At 69.6% G+C, this 18933-nt stretch carries 14 protein-coding genes and 1 pseudogene; 3 read left to right on the forward strand and 12 right to left on the reverse strand.

Annotated elements, in window-relative coordinates; all coding sequences use genetic code 11:
• From AB0L75_RS00975 to pqqA, 7 genes and pseudogenes are all read right to left on the reverse strand, one after another.
• Positions 1-3309 (reverse strand): glycosyl hydrolase family 28 protein, encoded by a 3309-nt coding sequence (locus AB0L75_RS00975; RefSeq protein WP_365173586.1) that lies wholly within the window; start codon positions 3307-3309, stop codon positions 1-3.
• 12 nt (positions 3310-3321) lie between these two features.
• Positions 3322-4125 (reverse strand): heparin lyase I family protein, encoded by an 804-nt coding sequence (locus AB0L75_RS00980; RefSeq protein ID WP_365173588.1) that lies wholly within the window; start codon positions 4123-4125, stop codon positions 3322-3324.
• A complete protein-coding gene (locus tag AB0L75_RS00985; protein ID WP_365173591.1) occupies positions 4122-5339 on the reverse strand; it encodes a glycoside hydrolase family 88 protein in 1218 nt (405 codons plus the stop codon). Before AB0L75_RS00985 ends, AB0L75_RS00980 begins: the two co-directional genes overlap by 4 nt.
• A complete protein-coding gene (pqqE, locus tag AB0L75_RS00990) occupies positions 5336-6427 on the reverse strand; it encodes a pyrroloquinoline quinone biosynthesis protein PqqE (RefSeq protein ID WP_365173593.1) in 1092 nt (363 codons plus the stop codon). The genes AB0L75_RS00985 and pqqE overlap by 4 nt, the downstream gene beginning before the upstream one ends.
• Positions 6424-6705: a pyrroloquinoline quinone biosynthesis peptide chaperone PqqD gene (gene pqqD, locus AB0L75_RS00995; RefSeq protein WP_365173596.1), complete on the reverse strand. Its 282-nt coding sequence runs from the start codon at positions 6703-6705 to the stop codon at positions 6424-6426. The genes pqqE and pqqD overlap by 4 nt, the downstream gene beginning before the upstream one ends.
• 11 nt (positions 6706-6716) lie before the next feature.
• The gene (gene pqqC, locus AB0L75_RS01000) at positions 6717-7433 is read right to left on the reverse strand and encodes a pyrroloquinoline-quinone synthase PqqC (RefSeq protein ID WP_365173598.1); all 717 of its coding nucleotides are present in this window, start codon (positions 7431-7433) and stop codon (positions 6717-6719) included.
• Positions 7430-7555, reverse strand: a pseudogene (gene pqqA, locus AB0L75_RS01005) (pyrroloquinoline quinone precursor peptide PqqA); the annotation flags it as partial. The pseudogene pqqA and the gene pqqC, both read right to left, overlap by 4 nt.
• A 384-nt stretch (positions 7556-7939) precedes the next feature.
• Here pqqA and AB0L75_RS01010 point away from each other — a divergent pair.
• Complete coding sequence (locus AB0L75_RS01010) at positions 7940-8776, forward strand: aldo/keto reductase (protein WP_365173600.1); 837 nt, start codon at positions 7940-7942, stop codon at positions 8774-8776.
• Between the two features lie 128 nt (positions 8777-8904).
• Here the strand turns inward: AB0L75_RS01010 and AB0L75_RS01015 are convergent, their stop codons facing one another.
• A complete protein-coding gene (locus AB0L75_RS01015) occupies positions 8905-9516 on the reverse strand; it encodes a hypothetical protein (protein ID WP_365173602.1) in 612 nt (203 codons plus the stop codon).
• A gap of 211 nt (positions 9517-9727) precedes the next feature.
• Here AB0L75_RS01015 and AB0L75_RS01020 point away from each other — a divergent pair, with 211 nt between their 5' ends.
• Positions 9728-10435, forward strand: coding sequence for a glycoside hydrolase family 75 protein (locus AB0L75_RS01020; protein WP_365173605.1), 708 nt, complete (start codon positions 9728-9730; stop codon positions 10433-10435).
• 13 nt (positions 10436-10448) lie between these two features.
• Here the strand turns inward: AB0L75_RS01020 and AB0L75_RS01025 are convergent, their stop codons facing one another.
• From AB0L75_RS01025 to AB0L75_RS01040, 4 genes are all read right to left on the reverse strand, one after another.
• Positions 10449-11150, reverse strand: a complete 702-nt coding sequence (locus AB0L75_RS01025) for an SDR family oxidoreductase (protein WP_365173608.1) — start codon at positions 11148-11150, stop codon at positions 10449-10451.
• Positions 11151-11309: 159 nt separating this feature from the next.
• Complete coding sequence (locus tag AB0L75_RS01030; protein ID WP_365173611.1) at positions 11310-12230, reverse strand: methyltransferase; 921 nt, start codon at positions 12228-12230, stop codon at positions 11310-11312.
• A gap of 219 nt (positions 12231-12449) precedes the next feature.
• Positions 12450-14165 carry a glycoside hydrolase family 6 protein gene (locus AB0L75_RS01035; protein WP_365173614.1) on the reverse strand — a complete coding sequence of 572 codons (1716 nt, stop codon included), beginning with the start codon at positions 14163-14165 and terminating at the stop codon, positions 12450-12452.
• Between the two features lie 75 nt (positions 14166-14240).
• Entirely contained in the window at positions 14241-15716 is a 1476-nt protein-coding gene (locus AB0L75_RS01040) for a cellulose binding domain-containing protein (RefSeq protein ID WP_365173617.1), read from the reverse strand.
• 260 nt (positions 15717-15976) lie between these two features.
• Between AB0L75_RS01040 and AB0L75_RS01045 the strand changes: the two genes are divergently transcribed.
• Positions 15977-18895, forward strand: a complete 2919-nt coding sequence (locus tag AB0L75_RS01045) for a glycoside hydrolase family 48 protein (protein WP_365173619.1) — start codon at positions 15977-15979, stop codon at positions 18893-18895.
• The last annotated feature ends 38 nt before the right edge of the window (positions 18896-18933 follow it).

Genomic DNA, 18933 nt, shown 5'->3' on the forward strand with positions numbered 1-18933 from the left:
CTAGCTGTTGACCGGGGTCACACGGATCAGCCGGGCCCCGCCCGGCCGCGGCGTCGCGCTGTACGCATCGGCGAAGGCGGCCGCCGGCGTGGCGTAGGAGGTGCCGATCCAGGCCTCCTCGATCCGCAGCCGCTGGTAGCGGGCGGTGTCCGTGGAGACGGCCCAGGTGGAGTCGGCCTCCAGGCGGACGTAGCGGGCCGTGGTGGCGGTCAGGTCGATGTCCTGGACACCGCGCGCACTGGGGAGTTGGCCGGTTCTGACCGGGCTGCCCCAGTGCTTGCCGTCGTCGCTGAGGTAGACCTTGTAGGCCTTGATCCGCGCGGACTGTTCGGTGGCCGAGCGGGCGTAGGCGACGGAGTCCTCGCGCTGGTTGAGTCCGAGGTACTGCACCTGCCGCGCCGCGCCCAGGTCGAAGGTGAGGGTGACGGGCAGGGCCTTGTCGTTGTCCCAGTAGGTGAGGTGATCGCCGTCTGCGGCGGCGGAGCCGGGGTGCCCGGTCGCGGAAGCGCTCGCGGTGACCTTGACGCCGGTGGCGATGCCCTGGCGGCCGGCAGTGATCACCTTGAAGACGGTGTCGTACGGGTCCCAGCCGCCCAGGCCGGTGAGGGTCAGCACACCGCCGGACTGCGACCAGGAAACGGGCTTGCCGGTGCGCAGGTCGGTGACGGAGGCGATGCGGTAACCGTTGTCGCGGATGCGCAGGGTGGAGGTGCTCGGCGGGGTGAGGACGTGGATGTACTGGCGGTCCGGGTCGTCCTTGGCGAGGGTGGTGACACCGTGGGCGCCGTCGTTCCAGAACCCGGGCTCGAGGCCGCCGTACATATAGCCGCCGCCCTCGGTGCCGTGCAGGGACTCCCAGATGGGGTCGAGGTAGCCGTCGGCGAAGGTGTTGAAGGCGGCCTGGTTGGCCGGGAACCTGCCGTTGACCTGGGCGGTCTCGGCCATCAGGGCCTTCACCGAGGAACCGGCGTTGCTGATGAGCCGGCCGAGGGCGAGCCTGCGGTCGACCGTGGGGTCGGAGCCGTCGTGCCACCAGGCGCCGGTCGACGGCAGTTTGAAGTCGGCCTCGGTCAGGCGGGGTTGGGCGGTGTAGATCGCCTGCGGGTAGTCGTATGCGGGCGTCATCCCCGTCTTCTGCTCATTGCTGATCATGTCCATGATCGGCGTGTCCTCGTTGTTGTTGCTGAGCGTGTAGGCGGGGCGCTTGGCATAGATCTGGGCGTAGAGGTGGTGGCTCTCCCAGTAGGCGTTGTCGTTGTCGATCCAGAAGCCGCCGAGGTCCGGGTAGCGGTCCATGACCTCGAAGAAGTTGTCGTAACCGAACTCCCCGAAGCCGTCGCGGGTGGTCAGGTCGACATGCCGGCCCTTGTAGGCGGAGTAGGCGGCCGAGTCGAGCCACTCGTGGCCGCCCTCGTCGTGCCACTGGGGGTCGTCCGACATATAGAGGATGACCTTCATGCCCTTGGCCTTGGCGGCGCCGATCAGTTCGCCGAGGAAGTCCCGCTTGGTGGAGCAGGAGCCCGGGATCCTCGACGGCCAGGGGCGGGCGTAGCCGAGCCGGCTGTGGAAGGTCGCCAGCACGAGGTACTGCGTGTGCAGTTTTCTGGCTTCGTTCACCCAGTAGTCCGGCGTCCAGCCGCCGCTGGTGACGTCCTTCTCCCAGGCGCTGCAGCTGGTGTGGGCGGGCGCGGTGCGCAGCCCCCAGTGCAGGAAGAGGCCGCCGACGGAGGCGCGCAGGAAGGCCTGGCGGGGGTTCTCCACATCGCGCGGACGGACCGGTGTACCGCAGTGCCGGCTCGATCCGCTCGCCGAGACGCGCAGGGCTCCGCCGGTGGTGGTGCGACTGTCGGTCAGGCAGTAACCGGTCACGTCCCGCAAGCCGATGTCGTGGGGTGACGCGGTGCCCCGCTGGGCCGTGAACCGGGTCAGCCGGACATCGCTTGCCGCGTCGGCGATGAAGGCGGGCCGTCCGTCGTCGGCGCCGTACCGCACCCCGCTGTCGGTGAACTGTATGCCGTCGGCGTTGTGCACATACCAGCCGTAGGCCGGCCGGATCCCGATGCTCTTCGGGTTGTAGTCCTTCGGGTCGTTGCCGGGCACGGCGGTGGACATGGTGCCGCTGCCACCCGGGACGGTGATGTCGACGTCGGTGAAGGTGACATCGCTGATGCGGTGGCCGTTCTCGCCCCACAGGGTCGGGCTGAAGGAGGGGCTGGCGCCGGTGGCGGTGACGTTGTCGTACGTGACATTGCTGATCGATCCGATTCCGGGGCTGCCACCACACCGTTTACGAGTCCCGATCTTCTCCATGATCGGCGAGTGGACGTTCGCCATGGTGATGTCGCGGTAGTGGACGTCGGAGATCTTCGCGCCGTCCATGGAGACCATGCCGAGCCCGGACTTGTCGGCGCCGTCGATGCGGATCTTCTCGAACCGGTAGTCAGTGAAGTCGCCGCAGGTCTCCGAGCCGAACATCAGGGCGTTGCAGCAGCGCGCCGACAGCACCGAATCACTCACCCGCACATGGCCGTTGGGGAGCTTGGCGCCGAGGGCGTAGTCGCTCTTGAAGACCAGGGCGTCGTCGTTGGCCGCGATGTGCGCGCCCGTGATGGTCACGTCGGTGGTGGAGATGACGTTCCAGCCGTCGCGGTCGCTCGCGGTGTCGATGGTCAGGCGGTCGGAGACGACGTTCCTACAGCCGTTGATCAGGGCGGCGAAGTGGCCGCCACGCCGCAGGGTGAGACCGTCGCCGAGCCGGAGCCCGTCGCAGCGGGTCAGCGAAAGGATCTTGTCGGCCTGCCCGGACCTCGGGTTGCCGGTGATCAGGCTGCCCGCGCCGTCGATGACCCCGCCGCCGGTGAAGCCGATGTCGGTCAGCCTGTCGCCGTAGATCATCGCGTTGTGGAAGTGGCTGTGCCCGTAGTCCTGGTACTTGTCGTTCGGGTTGGGCTCGGGCGGGTCATAGGAGTTCGTGGAGGAGCCCTGGATCGTGGCGCCCGGGTCGACCTGGAGCGTCACATGGCTCTTCATGTGGATGGTGTTCGCGGACTTGTAGGTGCCGGCCGGGAAGCGGACCGTGCCGCCGCCTGCCGCGGCCGCGGCAGATACGGCCTTGTCGATGGCGGGGGTGTCGTTGGCGGAGCCATCGCCCCTGGCGCCGTAGTCGCGCACGTCGTACACGGTTACGGGGCGGGGGGTGGCGGGATGCGGCGCCGCGAGGGCGGCGGGGTGAGCGAGGCCGAGGACGACGGCGAGGGCGCACAGGACGATCGCCGCCGCCCGGCCCGGGCCGGTGCGGGGAGGTTTCACGGGACGGCTCCTCTAGGCGAGTCGGTAGCCGCGCAGGTCGGTGAGCAGGAGGTAGGTGTCCTGCAGGGAACCGGAGGTGTCGCCGAGGGAGCGGTAGATGCCCCATTTCGGGCGCACCCGGTCGGCGAGGAAGGTGTCGACACCGGTCCTGGATGTGTCGATCACGGTGGTCGAACCGCTCTTGAGGATCCACCGGACGGAACCGGCCGAGCCGTTGCCGACCTTGATCTGGAAGTCGACGTCGGGCCACTTGTCGTGCAGCGGGTCGAGGCCGGTGCGGCCGACGAGGATGTCGTCGGTGGCGAGCCGGAGTTCGATGGTCTGCCTGCCTTCGGCGTCCCGTCGCAGCGACTGCACGACGATCGGCGAGGTGCCGGTGCCGGGCTGCTTCATCTGCATGATGTGGGTGAAGGCGGTGGTCGCCTTGAGCGTGCTCGGGATGTACATCGAGTAGGTGATCCGCCAGGTCTGGCCCTCGGTCCACTTCAGATAGCTGTCCGTGCCGGTGCGCAGACCGGTGACCTCCTGGCGCTGACGGTCGGTGGAGATGTCCCGGTCGACCGTATGGATGTTGAAGCGCCAGTCGTCGCCGGTGGCGAAGATGTGCGGATGGCCGGCCGGGTGGGAGTGGGCCCGGTCGTCCTCGACGGTCTCGAAGGCGCCGAGCCCGTCGGAGCGCGCCGACGGCGACCACTTCAGCTGCCAGGACGCGGCGTGGGCCGCGTTGGCGGGCTGGGCGGTCGCGGGCAGGCCGGTCGCGGCCGCCACGGCACCGCCGAACGCGGCACCCAGCACAGCCCTTCTAGATGTGCTCATGACATTCCCTCGTCCCGCATCTGCTCGTTCATGATCAGGAAGGCGCCGAGCCCGTGGAAGTCGTCGGTGGCCCGGGTGCGGCCGACGTAGTACGCGTAGTCGCCGACGTCGGTGCCGACGGAGATGCCGGCCAGGTCGGTACGGCCGTCCGCGCCGACCGACAGCCGGGCCAGCACGCCCTGGCGGCCGCGCCGGGCGACGGCAGTGAAGCGCGGGTCCAGATAGCCCTGTCGGGCGCCTCGGGACAGGGCGTAGGCGAACATGCTGGAGCAGGACGTCTCGGTCCAGTTGTCCGGCCGGCCGCCCTTGTCGATCACCTGGAACCAGCGCCCGGACGCCGGGTCCTGGTACTTCTCCAGCGCCGACGCCAAGGTCCGCAGGATGCCGAGCAGTTGGGGTCGCCGGGGCTGGTTCGCGGGAATCGCGTCGAGAACGTTCACCAGTGCCATGGCGTACCAGCCGACGGCACGACACCAGTGCTCGGGGGCGAGCCCGGTGGAGGGATCGGCCCAGCTCGCCGACTTCGACTCGTCGTAGGCGTGCCGCAGCAGGCCGTTCGCCACCTGCAGATGGCTGCCGTAGACGGAGAGCTGCCGGGCGGCCTCGTCGTCGGCGTAGGCGCTGTCGGCGAACTCCTTGCCGTACTCGACCAGGAACGGGTTCACCATGTAGGCGCCGTCCGCCCACAGCTGGTGCGCCCGGCTGCCGGTGTCGGCGTGCCAGAAGCCGCCGTCGGAGGTGCGCGGATAGCTCTTCAGACGGTCGCGGATCTGCTGCGCGGCCCTGCGGTAGCGGTCCTGGCCGGTCTCGTGGTGCAGGATCACCAGCAGCCGGCCCGCCTGCATGCTGTCGAGACTGTCGAAGGACTGGCCGATCGTTCCGTCGCTGTGCACGAACCGGTCGGCGTAGGCCTTGATGTACGCCAGCAGGCGCGGGTCGTGGGTGCGCCGGTAGACGAGGTACTGGCCGTAGAGGTACAGGCCCACCGGGTACGACCAGCCGCCGATGGTGGCCGGGGTGTAGCGCGCCATGGTGGAGTCGACGACGGCCGTGGACCAGTCGCGGGCGGCGGCCGGGCGGGACGCGCCGACCGGTGCGGCCGGGGCGGCGCTCGCCGGGGGGACGGCGGCGGGCAGCGCGGCCAGGGTGGCGGTGGCGAGCACGGCGGAGGTCATCGCCGCGCGCAGGCGTCGGCGTCGGCGTCGGTGTCTCATGGTGCTCCTTCCCGGTAGGCGGGTGCGGGCGGGTGCGCGGCACCTGCGGCGCCGCGCAGCAGGGCGTCGACGAGGTGGCGCTGCGGGGCGTGCCGGCAGGCGGGGTCGGTGCGGGCGGCGTCGCCGGTCAGGGCGTACGCCTGGCAGCGGCAGCCGCCGTGGTCGACCGTGCGCAGGGCGCAGCCGCGGCACGGCTCGGGCAGCCAGGCCTCGCCCCGGAAGGCGTTGAAGGTTCTCGACTCCCGCCAGATCCAGCCGAGTTGGCGGTCCTTCGCATTCGGCGGATCCAGGTCGGGCAGGGTTCCGGCGGCCGGACAGGGCAGCACCGTGCCGTCTGGGGCGACGGTGAGCGAGATGGCGCCCCAGCCGCCCATGCAGGGTTTCGCGGTGGCGTCCACGAGATCGGGAGCGACCCACACCAACTCCAGTGCCTCGCCGAGCCGTTCACGCCAGCGGGCCACTCGGGCGCGGGCCCGCTCGACCTGGGCGGAGGTGGGCAGCAGGGCGGCGCGGTTGCGGGCGGCCCAGCCGTGGTACTGGGTGTTGGCCAGCTCGATCCGGTCGGCGCCCCAGTCGAGCGCCAGCCGGACCAGACCGTCGAGGTCGTCCAGGTTTTCGCGGTGCAGGACGGCGTTCAGCCCGAGGGGCAGTCCCGCCTCGCGGATCAGCCGGGCGGCACGTTCCTTCGCCGCGTACGACCGTGCCCCCGCTATGCGTTCGGCGGCCGTCGGGTCCGCGTGCTGCACCGACAGCTGCACACTGCGCAGCCCGGCCCCGGTCAGCGCGGCCAGCCGCCGCTCGCCGAGTCCCACCCCGCTGGTGACGAGCTGGGTGTACAGGCCCGCGCCGTCCGCGGCGGCCACCAGCTCGGGCAGATCGCGCCGCAGCAGCGGTTCACCTCCCGACAGATGGGTGTGCACGACGCCGAGGGCACCCGCCTGCCGGAAGACCTCCGACCACTGCTCCGTCGTCAACTCTGCTGACCGGCCAGTCAGTTCGACGGGGTTGGAGCAGTACCCGCAGCGCAGCGGGCAGGCGTGGGTGAGTTCGGCGAGCAGGGCCCAGGGAGGATCGGGGGACGGAGTCATCTCAGCCAGCCCTCCTTCCGTAACCGGTGGAGAAATTCCGGGACTTCGGCGGCGACCGGTGCGCCTGGGTGGCGTACGGACAGCTCGGTGACGACCGAGGCCACGTCCCGGACGCCGTCGCACAGCCGCAGCACACCGCTCGCGCTGCCGTCGAGCACCACCACCCGCTCCGGCAGCAGCAACAGACCGGCGCCCCGGACCGGGTCGTACCGGAACAGCACGCCTCGGGCGAGCACGGGACGCCATGACCCGGCCGGCCGTTTCGGCACCGGTGCCATCGGAGCGCCCCTCATGGGTCGCTCCGGTCCACCGCGTCCAGCAGGGCCCACAGCACCTCGCACTTGAACTCCAGTGCCGCGACCGCCCGTTGCTGCTCCCTCGGGGTGCGGGCGCGGGCGAGGACCAGGGCGAGGGCCTGCTCGGCGTCGCGGGCGCCCTGGGTGACGCGGGTGCGGAAGTAGGCGAGGCCCGCCGGGTCGATCCACGGGTAGTGGCGTTCGAAGGCGGCGATGCGGGTGCGCATCAGGTCCGGGGCGGACAGCTCGGTGAGGGAGGCAGCGACGGCGTCCAGCACCGGGCGCCTGCGGCAGAAGGTCACGTACGCCTCCACCGCGAACCGCACCCCGGCCGGCACCCGGGAGGCGTCCCACAGCTCCTCGCGGGCGAGCCCGGCCGCCTCGCCGAGCCGCAGCCAGCGCTCGATACCGCCCCCCGTGGCGTCGGTACCGTCCTGGTCGTGGATGCGGCGCAGCCAGGCGCGGCGCTCCTCGGGCCGGTCGAGCCCCGCGAGGATCAGCGCGTCCTTCACGGGAATGTGCCGCTGGTAGTGGAAGCGGGCGGCGATCCAGCGGCGCAGCTCGGCGGGGGTCAACTCGCCGTCGTGCATCCGCCGGTTGAAGGGGTGCCGGTCGTGGTAGCGCGTCGTGGTCACCGCGCGCAGCCTCGCGGTGAACTCGGCGGCCGGCCAGGCGGCGCGGCCGTCGGGTCGGGGTGGCGCCGCGGTCATGCGGCCGGGGGCGGCTCGGGCGGACGACGGTCGGCGAGCGCGTAGGCGGTTGCCTCCAGCGCGGTCTCCACGATGCGGTAGCCAGGGCTTCGCCAGACCCTTTCATCCGATGTCTGGGGTTCAAATTCATCCGATGCCTGGGGTTCGAGGCGATGCGTCGCAGCAGACAGCAAAGGGCTCTCGTTCATGGGTGCGTACTCGCTTTCCCGAGGGTGGGGTGTCTCAGAAGGGAGTCAGGAGTGATGTCGCGGCCACGGTCAGGGCCGGTTCACATGTATGCACCGGGTTCATCGACACGTCCGGTGGCGCGATACAGAGTCGCGGGGCGACGAGCCACGGTCAATGGTCTGGACCGAAAACGTCGGATGCGTTTCCGGCCAATCTCCCGATCCTAGGACTGACTGACCGGTCAGTCGAGATCGATCGGCCGGTCGGGAATGCAGCAGGGTGTGTGATCGTTGACCATGGGAGTACCACCTGTCGACAACCGAAGGATCAACAAGCTCGTGAGCAGCCAGGTCCCCCCGATCATCCTCAACAACGGCGTCGAGATGCCCCAGCTGGGTTATGGCGTCTGGCAGGTACCGGACGACGAGGCCGAACGGTCCGTCGCCACGGCGCTGGAGGCCGGGTACCGCAGCATCGACACAGCGGCGATCTACGGCAACGAAGCGGGCACCGGCAAGGCCATTGCCGCCTCCGGCCTGCCGCGCGAGGACGTCTTCGTCACCACCAAGCTCTGGAACAGCGACCAGGGGTACGACGCCACGTTGCGCGCTTTCGACGCGTCACTGGCGAAGCTGGGTCTCGACCACGTCGACCTGTACCTGATCCATTGGCCGCTGCCGTCGCGCGGCACCTACACCGACACCTACAAGGCGTTCGAGAAGCTGCTGGCCGACGGCCGGGTCCGCGCCATCGGCGTGTCCAACTTCCTTCCCGAGCACCTCGAGCGGCTGATCTCCGAGACCTCGGTCGTCCCGGCGGTCAACCAGATCGAGCTGCACCCGCATCTGCAGCAGCACGCCGCCCGCGAGTTCCACGCCGAGCAGGGCATCGCGACCGAGGCCTGGTCGCCGCTCGGCCAGGGCAAGGGCCTGCTGGAGGTACCGGCGATCGTCGCCATCGCGCGGAAGCACGGCCGTACGCCGGCCCAGGTCGTGCTGCGCTGGCACATCCAGCTCGGCAACGTCGTGATCCCGAAGTCCGTGACGCCGTCGCGGATCAAGGAGAACATCGAGGTCTTCGACTTCAGCCTGGACGACGAGGATCTCGCGGCGATCAGCGCGCTGAACGAGGACCGGCGCCTGGGCCCGGACCCGGCCACCTTCGACATGGCCTGACGCCCTCGCCACGCCACTCTGCCGTCCGTCCCACCCGCACAGTGAGACGGACGGCAGCGTGCTGTTCCGGGGACGACGGAGTGCCGCTTCAGGGGGCCCGCAGGGGCGGGCGCACCGCCACCGCCCCTTCAGTCGCCCCGTACATCCGCGTGGACGATCTCGAACTCCTCCAGCGCGACCACCGCGACGTGCGCCTTTGCCGTGCCCTCGCGGCGGATCGCGGACTGGCCGGCCCGGGACGCGGTGAGCGAGGCGCGATCGGCGAAGAGGACCCCGACCATGCCGCGGCCGCGTTCGCGGTCCAGGAAGAGGGCCGCCCCGGCGAATCCGGGCAGGGCCTCCAGCCGGGGCAGCACACCGGCATGGAAGGTGTCCACGGCGAGATCCGCGTCCGCCGGCGCGAACTCCAGCCGGGTGATCCGCAGCCCGCCGCCGGCCAGGGGCCGCGGCCCGGCATGGAAGACCGCGGCCTCGTAGTTCTCGACCGTGACGGTCGCGGCGAAGGGCTGCAGCAGCTCCGGCCGCCGCACGCTCATCACCTCGTCGCTGTTGTGGCGCGCCTCCGCGGACTCCCACCAGCTGACCGTGAGCAGTTTGCCGAGGTCACGGTCGACGAAGACACCCGCGCCCCGATAGCCGGGCCGCTCCTCCAGCAGGTCGTGCCCCTGGGTGTTCAGGGCTCGTAGGGCCGTGCTCAGGTGTGCCGGATCGCCGGTCGCGTACACCGTTCGTACGAACATGCGCCTCGCCTCCCGGAGCCGTGACCATGGCGGCCGACGGCGGCAGACATATCCGAAGAATTCGCTTACTTCAGTCTTGCCATAGGCGCAATTCACCGCAATCCGCACAGGATTCGGGAGTTCGCAACCGGAGTCTTGACGGGGACATGCACACAGCGCCACCGTGTACGGCACCTAGTAAGGAAAGTTTCCTAACAGAAGGGCCCCCACCGTGCGCCTTCGAACCCTGACCCTTGCCGCAGCCTCCGGTGCCGCGCTGCTCGCCGCCGGAGTGCTGCCCGCCCACGCGTCCGCCGGCTCGGCGGCGAGGACCACCCCGGCCTCCGCCCAGGAGGGCTCGGTCAGCGCGGCCGACCTGCTCGCCAAGGTGAAATCCTGTAGCCAGATATCGAACGGCAAGTACAAGACCGACGACGAGACGTCGGCCACGGTCCCCGTGTGCGGCAAGAACGGGGCGGTGTTCTGGAAGGCCGACATGGACATCGACTGCGACGGCCAGCGCACCACCAACTGCAACGAGAACCGCGACCCCTGGTATCAGGACGACACCGCTTTCCACCAGTCCGACGGCAAGCCGCTCAGGGCGGAATCACTGCCTTACATCGTGGTGCCCAGCTCCAGCAGCATCTGGAACTACTCCAGTTCCGGAATCAAGGGCGGCGGCGTGGTCGCGGTCATCTACGACAACAAGGTGGAGTACGCCGTCGTCGGCGACACCGGCCCCACGAAGATCATCGGCGAGGCGTCGTACGCCACCGCCAAGGCACTCGGCATCGACCCCGACCCCAAGACCGGCGGGGCCGACTCCGGCGTGACCTACATCCTGTTCAAGAACTCCAAGGTCTCCCCCATCGAGAGCCACAGCGCGGCCGTCTCGCTCGGGGACCAGCTGGCCAAGCAGTTCCTGGCCAACAACTGACAGTCTTTGTACGTCAGTTGGGCTGCCCCAGCGGCCGTACGACCACGGTGTTGACGTCCACCCCAGCCGGCTGCCGGATCGCCCAGACCACCGAGTCGGCGATCTGGTCCGCGGTCAGCAGCTGCCCCGGAGGCAGGCTGCCGAGGCCGTCCCAGAACGGGGTCTCCACCCGGCCGGGGGCGACCAGCGTCACACCGATCCCGAACTCCGTGACCTGGCGCCGGGTGTTCTCGGCGAGGCCGGTGACCGCCCACTTCGTGGCGCCGTAGATGTTGCCCGGGGTGTTCACGAACCCGGCGACGCTGCCGATGAGGACGATCCGGCCGCGGGTCTCCTTCAGGGCCTCGACCGAGGCCCGGACGAGCAGGGCCGGACCGAGGACGTTGGTCAGCACCATCTCGGTCCAGCCGGCCGGGTCGCCGTCCGCGACGCTGTCGTGGGTGGCGAAGCCGGCGTTGGCGACGACGGTGTCCAGCCGGCCGTATGCCTTCAGCGTACGGTCGACGGCATCCTGTATGCCGTCGAATGCCGACGCGTCACCGGCGACGGTCAGCAGTTCACCGGGATTGCCGAGACTGTCGGCGAAGTCCCGCAACCGAGCCTCCGTACGGCCCGTGACGGTGACGCGGTGCCCGGCGGCCAGCAACTGCCGGGCGACAGCGGCGCCGATGCCGGTGGCGCCGCCGGTGATGAGTGCGACCGGAGAGTCGTTCATGTGAGGTCCCCCTGTGTGACGGTGAGACCGGGAGTCCATCACTTGGAGCACTCTCGAAGTCAAGCTCCGTCGCAGGTACGACGGAACAGCGCCGACGGCAGGTAGGTGCAACTCGGTGTTCTTCGCACCGGCGTCCGTGCGCGCACGGGCCTTGCCCGGTCAGACCGGCCGTACCGCCCGGTGCACCGTGTGGGCCGCCAGCACGAACACATCGGGGCGACGGTGGGCGCTGCCGGGATCGGCGGGGTCGAGGAGGCGGTCGAGGGTGGCACGGTCCTCGGCGTCCAGGGATTCGGCGAGGACGTCCCTCAGGCGGGTCAGCGCACCGACGACGAAGGCGCGGACCCGGTCCGGCACGGGGGCGGGGATGTCGAGGAGGAAGGTGCGGGTGCCCGTGTGCTTCAGTCCGGCCGCGGACAGCAGGGCGGGCCAGTCCTCGGTCTCCGCAACCGCGCCCGGCAACTCGGCGCGCATCCGCGCGAAGCGGTCCTCCTGGGCCGCGTCGAGCCGGGCCTGCAGTCCGGGACGGCCGAAGCCGATGTCGCGGGGCAGACAGCGGCCGGGCAGGCCGCCCTCCAGGATGGCAAGCGTGCCGCCGGGGGCGAGCCGGGCCGCGAACGCGGCGAGCGCCGCCTTCTGGTCGCCGAGGTGGTGCAGGCTGCGGCTGGCCCACAGCAGGTCCGCCGGATAGTCCAACTCCACCAGGGACGCGGGCAGTTCACCGGCGAGGGTGTCGAAGCGGTCGGCGACGCCTCGGCGGGCGGCACGGGCCCGGGCACGCTCCAGAAGCGGTGCGGAGCCATCGGCGGCGACCACCCGCGCGCCGGGGAACGTCTCCGCCATCAGGCAGGCGATCACCCCGGGCCCACTGCCCGCGTCCACGATCAGACCGGGCTCGGTCACTTCCTTGCCCAGCCAGGCCAGGGCGCGCGCGTACGCCGGGCTGTGCACCTCGGCCTCTGATTCCAGCAGCGCCGCCATGGCAGCCCAGTCGATGTCGTCGCCGTGACCGTGACTGTGACCATGGCTGTGGCCGTCGTTTGCGGGGTGCGCGTTGTGGTCGTGGTGGTCGTGTGCCATGGTGGCCAGCCTCTCGCTCGGATGCGGCCAGCCTGCTGCGACGCACGGGCAGACGCCACTTTCGTTGCCGGTGCCGCAAAAAATCGCCGCGGGGGCCTCCGTCCTGGACCTCGGACCCCGGCTCGACGGGGCGTACTCGCCGGTGGAACGGGCGATCCGCCGGGGCCTCGGCGGACAGCGGTCAGGGCCCCGGCGGCGGTCACCCGGTTACGACAGCGGTTACGGCAGCGGCGGGTAGGCGTTCTGCATCAGCTGCTGGAACTGCGCGGAGAACCAGTGTCCGGACAAGGGCGCGCCGGGCAGGGCGCCGGACATGTTGTAGTTGTTGCGGGCGTTGCCCGTGTACGTCGGGTCGCACATCCGGTCGAAACCCTTGCCCTCGTCGTTGGGGATGGCGGTGCTGGAGCCGTCGGACTCCCCCGGCGGCTTCATCCACACATAGGCATCGATGCCGGGTGCCGGGTTGGCCTGCGGGCGTTCGCCGAGGCCGGCGCCGGCCTGGTTGCACCAGTTGCCGACCTGGATCCGGCGGTCGTAGCGGCCGCCGTCGACATAGGCGTCCACACTGGTCCTCGGGCCCGGTCCGGTCGGGCGGGCGGTGCCGCCCCAGCCGTTGCGGGAGGTGTCGATCAGCATGCCGATGCCGGAGTTGAAGCCGACCGAGACCAGCTCGCCCCGGAAGGCCTGGGCGAAGGACAGCTCGTCGGCGTACCGGTTCCAGTCGACCCACTTCGACTGGCGCACCGAGGTGCCGTTGACGGTGTCGTTGATGGTGAAGTCGTCCTCCTTCAGGGCGCTGTAGTTCGCGGTGTTGGTGATGAAGCCCTGTACATCGTCTACAGTCGCCCCTTCGCTGGTGGCCGCCTGCTTGAACACGTTCGCGGAGGCGGCGAAGTTGTCGTCCCAGCCGAGCCAGCCGTGGTGGCCGGCGTCGAGGTAGTTGTAGACGTTGGGGATCGCGCCGAGCTTGGCGAGGGCGTAGCCGACGCCCTTCACATAGTTGCCGTTGGCCAGCATGGTGTTGCACGCGTCCGTGGCGGTGGCGCGGCTGCCGGTGTTGGTGACGAGGTTGGGCAGCGAGTCGATCTCGATGGTCGTGACGATCCGCAGGGAGGCGTACTTGGGGTCGGCGAGGATCGCCGCGATCGGGTCGATGAACTGCGTCTTGTACTTGTCGATCTCGGTGGGTCCGAGTTCGCCGTTGGACGCGAGCGCCGAGCAGTCGCGGCCCGGCAGGTCGTAGACGACCAGCTGCACGACCTCTTGGCCGCTGCCCTTCTGCGCGAGGGCCGCGTCCAGGTGGTCGCGCAGCCCCATGCCGCCGCTCACGCCGTTGATCGCGGCGATGCGGTCGAGCCAGACACCGGTCGGCTGGCTGGAGACCCGGCTGCCGCCCGGTTCGGCGGCGGCCTTCGCCGACCACTCCGGGTTCACGTACACCTTGGCGCCGGTGTAGGGGTTGTCGACGCGGTTTCCGGTGCTGCCGCCGCCGGAACCCCCTCCGCCACTGCTGCCGTCATCGACGTTGCAGGTCACGCCGTCGAGGGTGAAGGTGGTGGGCAGGGCGTCGGTGCCGCTGTAGGAGGCGTTGAAGCCGAAGCTGACCGAGGATCCGGTCGCCAGCGTGCCGTTGTAGCTCTCGTTGGCGGCGGTCACGGCGCTGCCGCTCTGGCTGATCTTCGCGTTCCAGCCGCTGGTGACCTGCTGATTGCCGGCGTACGACCACTTCACCGACCAACTCGACTTGGCGGCCGTATTGTTGGTGACGGTGACAGCGGCGGTGAAGCCGGTGTCCCACTGGTTCTGCACCTTGTAGTCGACGGTGCAGGGGACGGCGTCGGCCGAGGCGGAGGCCGGGGTGGTGGTGAGCGCCGTCCCACAGGCCCCGGCGACCAGCGCCAGGGCGGCGAGCAGCGGTGTTCTCGTACGGCTCATGAGTGCGATTTCCTTTGTCGTCCGCGGTGTTGGTGTTGGTATCGGTGTCGGTGTTGGTGGTTGTCGTCCGTCTGTCTACGGGTTCAGGGCGCGCAGGTGGTCGCGCAGGCCGATGCCGTATGCGGTGGGGGTGCCGTCGTAGGCGGAGATCAGGGACGGGCCGGAGGAGCAGTCCCAGGTGTTCCAGGTCCAGCCCAGGTAGGACAGGTCCCGGTCGTCGAACCACTTCATGGCCTGATCGACGAAACCGTGTGCGCAGGTGTTCTCGCCGATCTCGCCGGCGATCAGCGGCACCTGGGCCGCGACCGGGGCGAGGGTGGAGTTCCAGCAGCTCTCGGTCGAGCAGGTGTTGAAGTTGTAACCGTGGTAGGCGGCGGCGAGATCGCCGATCGGGTCGGTGGGTTTGTATGCGGTCCACTGACTGAGGTCGTTCGCATACGCGAGACCGCCGGCCATGATGACGTTCTTCGCTCCGGCGCCGCGCACACTGTCCACGAGATCCTGCATACCGGCGACCTCGTACGAGATCCCGGGGCAGGTCCCGCCGTCCCGCCAGCACCTCCAGGCGTCCGTGACACTGGAGGTCGCACGGTCCGGATAGGGCTCGTTGAACAGGTCGAACACCGGCGCCGGGTCGTCCTTGAAGGTGCTCGCCACCGACGCCCAGAACGATGGGCTGTACCGCAGGTCGGGCATCGGCTTCTGGCAGGTGGCGTGCACGTCGGAGCAGCCCGCCGAGTTCCCGGTGTACTGGCCGTAGGACCAGTGCAGGTCGAGGACCGGGGTCAGGCCGTGCGCCTCGACGCGGGCCACCAGGTCCTTGACGGCGTCGATGTAGTGGGCGCCGCCGTACTCGGGTTTGATGCCGGAAACGCCCAGCCAGCACTCCTCGTTGAGCGGAATGCGCACGGCGTCTGCCTTCCAGTCGGCAATCGCCTTGATCGCCGCGTCGTCGACCGGTCCGTCCCAGATGCCGCGGCCCTGGACGCACATGAACTCGCCGCCGGAGCGGTTGACGCCGAGCAGCCGACGTGTCTTTCCGTCGGCGTCCACGAGCCGGTTGCCGGAGACGTGCAGGGCGGGCGCGGTGCCGGTCGCGGGGGGCGGGTCGGTGGGTGGGGGTGGCGTCGGATCCGAGGCGGCATTGCAGGTGGTGCCGTTGAGCTTGAATACCGTCGGCACGGTGTTCGACCCCGACCACGAGGCGAGGAAGCCGGCGGTGACGCTCGCGCCGGTGCCGAGGGAACCGTTGTAGCCCTCGTTCGCGGCGGTCACGGTGGTGCCGGACTGGGACCATCGGGCGTTCCAGCCCTGGGTGACCTTCTGGCCGTCGGCGAAGTCGAAGGTGAGCGACCAACTGCTCAGCGCGGTGCGGTTGTTGGTGATGCTCACCGAACCCTGGAAGCCGTTCGCCCACTGGTTGGTGACGGAGTACTCCACCGTGCACGCGGGCGTGGCTCCCTGGGCCGACACCACCGGCACGACTGCGCTCCCGACGAGCGCGACCGCACCGGCGGTGGCTAAAAGTACTGAACGCGGGGGATGTCGCATGAGCGACTCCTTGCAGCTGGGCGCGCCGTGACGGGCGCGCCGACTGGCTGGAACCGCTCCCACTGGTGCGAAGGAAGGTAGCGCCAAGTGGCGGCGATGCCCAGGGGAGTTGCTGACTTTTCCCCAACCGAGTCGGTCGAATCTTTTCGACTCTTCAAGCCCCTTGACCGCTCACGGCGCCGTCTCCACTATGGGAGCGCTCCCACTGGTTCAAGCCTTGTCTTCTCCCCGAGCCTCACGCCGCAAGGAGGAACCAGCACATGGATCCCGGACGCAGACGCAGAGCCGTGCGGCGGTGGTGGACCGCCGTGGCGGCCGTGTTCGCCCTGCCCCTGTCGATGCTCGCCACCGGCGCCACGGCCGCGCACGCGGCATCCGTGCAGTGCAGTGTCGACTACAAGACCAACGACTGGGGTACCGGTTTCACCGCCGACCTCACGATCACCAACCGCGGCACGGGCGCCATCGACGGCTGGACGCTGAGTTACGCCTACACCGGCAACCAGACACTGTCCAACGGCTGGAACGGCACCTGGTCCCAGTCCGGCCGGACCGTCACCGTGCGGAACGCCTCGTACAACGGCACCATCGCGGGCGGCTCCGCCGTCTCCACCGGCGCGCAGTTCAGCTACAGCGGCACCAACGCCGCCCCCGCCTCCTTCACCGTCAACGGCACGACCTGCGCGGGTGCGCACCAGCCGCCGGTGACGGTGCTGACCAGCCCGAGCGCCGGCGCGGTGTACACGCAGGGGGACGCGGTGCCGCTCGCGGCGACCGCGGCGGCGGCCGACGGCGCGACGATCAGCAAGGTGGAGTTCTACGACGACACCACGCTGCTCGGGACGGACACAAGTGCGCCGTACTCGCTCCCCGTCTCGAATTTGACCGTGGGCAGCCATTCACTGGTGGCCAAGGCCTACGACAGTCTGGGTGCGTCCGCCGAGTCCGTGCCGGTGGGCGTCACCGTCGCCTCCGGGCCGGCGGTGGTGGCTTCTCCGGGCCAACTGGGCGTCCAGCAGGGCAAGTCGGGCACGTTCGGCGTGCGGCTGTCGACGCAGCCGAGCGGGGACGTGACGGTGAGCGTCGCCCGCACGGACGGCACCACCGGCCTGTCCGTCACCGGCGGTTCCTCGCTCACGTTCACGCCGTCGAACTGGAACACCGCGCAAACGGTCACCGTGACGGCGGACTCCTCCGGCACCGGCAGCGCGACCTTCACCGCCTCGGCCACCGGTCACACGAAGGCAACGGTCACCGTCACGGAGCTGGCCGCGTCGAAAGCGTACGACGCCCGTTTCCTGGACCTGTACGGGAAGATCACCAACCCGGCGAACGGTTACTTCTCCCCCGCGGGCATTCCGTACCACTCGGTGGAGACACTGATCGTAGAGGCCCCGGACTACGGCCACGAGACGACGTCGGAGGCGTACAGCTATCTGCTGTGGCTGCAGGCGATGTACGGCAAGGTCACCGGGGACTGGTCTAAGTTCAACGGCGCGTGGGCTCTGATGGAGAAGTACATGATCCCCACGCATGCCGACCAGCCGGCTAATTCCTTCTACAACGCTTCGAGACCGGCGACCTACGCGCCCGAGCTGGACACCCCGAACGAGTATCCGGCGAAGCTGGACACGGGCGTGTCCGTGGGCACGGATCCGCTCGCCGGTGAGCTGAAGAGCGCGTACGGCACGGACGACGTCTACGGTATGCACTGGATCGAGGATGTCGACAACGTCTACGGCTACGGCGACACCCCAGGCGGCACCTGCGAGGGCGGCCCGACGGCGAGTGGCCCGTCGTATCTGAACACCTTCCAGCGCGGCCCGCAGGAGTCGGTGTGGGAGACGATCCCGCAGCCGACCTGCGACGCCTTCAAGTACGGCGGCAAGAACGGCTACCTGGACCTGTTCACCGGCGACAACTCCTACGCCAAGCAGTGGAAGTACACCGACGCCCCGGACGCGGACGCCCGGGCGGTGCAGGCGGCGTACTGGGCGGACGTGTGGGCGAAGCAGCAGGGCAAGGGCGGTGATGTGTCCGCCACGGTCGCCAAGGCAGCGAAGATGGGCGACTATCTGCGGTACGCAATGTACGACAAGTACTTCAAGAAGATCGGCAACTGTGTGGGTGCCTCGACCTGCGCGGCCGGCACCGGCAAGGACGCCTCGCACTATCTGCTGTCCTGGTACTACGCCTGGGGCGGTGCCACGGACTCCAGCGCGGGCTGGGCCTGGCGGATCGGCTCCAGCCATGTCCACGGCGGCTACCAGAACCCCCTCGCCGCATACGCGCTCAGCTCCTACGACGATCTGAAGCCCAAGTCGGCGACGGGCGCGGCGGACTGGGGCAAGTCGCTGCAGCGGCAGCTGGAGTTCTACCAGTGGCTGCAGTCCTCCGAGGGCGCGATCGCGGGCGGCGCGACCAACAGCTGGCAGGGCCGCTACGCCACCCCGCCGGCCGGCACGCCGACGTTCTACGGCATGTACTACGACTGGCAGCCCGTCTACCACGATCCGCCCTCCAACCAGTGGTTCGGTTTCCAGGCCTGGTCGATGGAGCGGGTCGCCGAGTACTACCAGCAGACGGGGAACGCGACCGCGAAGGCGATCCTCGACAAGTGGGTGAAGTGGGCGCTGTCGCAGACCACGATCAACCCGGACGGCACCTACAAGTTCCCCTCGACGCTCCAGTGGTCCGGTCAGCCCGACACCTGGAATCCGTCAAGTCCCGGCTCCAACAGCGGACTTCACGTGACCGTCGCCGACTACACGAACGACGTCGGTGTGGCGGCGGCGTACGCGAAGACACTGACGTACTACGGCGCCAAGTCCGGTGACGCGACGGCCAAGTCGACGGCGAAGGCGCTGCTGGACGGCATGTGGGACAACTACCAGGACGGCCTGGGCATCGCCGTACCCGAGACCCGCAGCGACTACAGCCGGTTCGGCGACAGCGTGTCCGTCCCGAGCGGCTGGAGCGGCACGATGCCGAACGGCGACGCGATCAACTCCTCGGCCACCTTCGCCTCGCTCAGGTCCTTCTACAAGAACGACCCGGCCTGGTCGAAGATCGAGGCCTACCTCAAGGGCGGGGCCGCGCCCGTCTTCACCTACCACCGGTTCTGGGCCCAGGCGGACATCGCACTGGCCATGGGTTCGTACGCGGAACTCGTCGAATAGCCGGTCGCCGCACCGGAGTCCGGGCGGTCCCCACCCAC

This window comes from Streptomyces sp. NPDC052101 (assembly GCF_040680235.1).
GTDB lineage: Bacteria > Actinomycetota > Actinomycetes > Streptomycetales > Streptomycetaceae > Streptomyces.

Bases quoted from the DNA above. Each gene is read 5' to 3' on its own strand.
- AB0L75_RS01025 (WP_365173608.1), bottom strand. From the start codon at position 11,150: ATGAACGACTCTCCGGTCGCACTCATCACCGGCGGCGCCACCGGCATC.
- AB0L75_RS01045 (WP_365173619.1), top strand. From the start codon at position 15,977: ATGGATCCCGGACGCAGACGCAGAGCCGTGCGGCGGTGGTGGACCGCC.
- AB0L75_RS00985 (WP_365173591.1), bottom strand. From the start codon at position 5,339: ATGAGACACCGACGCCGACGCCGACGCCTGCGCGCGGCGATGACCTCC.
- pqqC (WP_365173598.1), bottom strand. From the start codon at position 7,433: ATGACCGCGGCGCCACCCCGACCCGACGGCCGCGCCGCCTGGCCGGCC.
- AB0L75_RS00980 (WP_365173588.1), bottom strand. From the start codon at position 4,125: ATGAGCACATCTAGAAGGGCTGTGCTGGGTGCCGCGTTCGGCGGTGCC.
- AB0L75_RS01035 (WP_365173614.1), bottom strand. From the start codon at position 14,165: ATGAGCCGTACGAGAACACCGCTGCTCGCCGCCCTGGCGCTGGTCGCC.
- pqqE (WP_365173593.1), bottom strand. From the start codon at position 6,427: ATGACTCCGTCCCCCGATCCTCCCTGGGCCCTGCTCGCCGAACTCACC.
- pqqD (WP_365173596.1), bottom strand. From the start codon at position 6,705: ATGGCACCGGTGCCGAAACGGCCGGCCGGGTCATGGCGTCCCGTGCTC.
- AB0L75_RS01040 (WP_365173617.1), bottom strand. From the start codon at position 15,716: ATGCGACATCCCCCGCGTTCAGTACTTTTAGCCACCGCCGGTGCGGTC.
- AB0L75_RS01030 (WP_365173611.1), bottom strand. From the start codon at position 12,230: ATGGCACACGACCACCACGACCACAACGCGCACCCCGCAAACGACGGC.
- AB0L75_RS01015 (WP_365173602.1), bottom strand. From the start codon at position 9,516: ATGTTCGTACGAACGGTGTACGCGACCGGCGATCCGGCACACCTGAGC.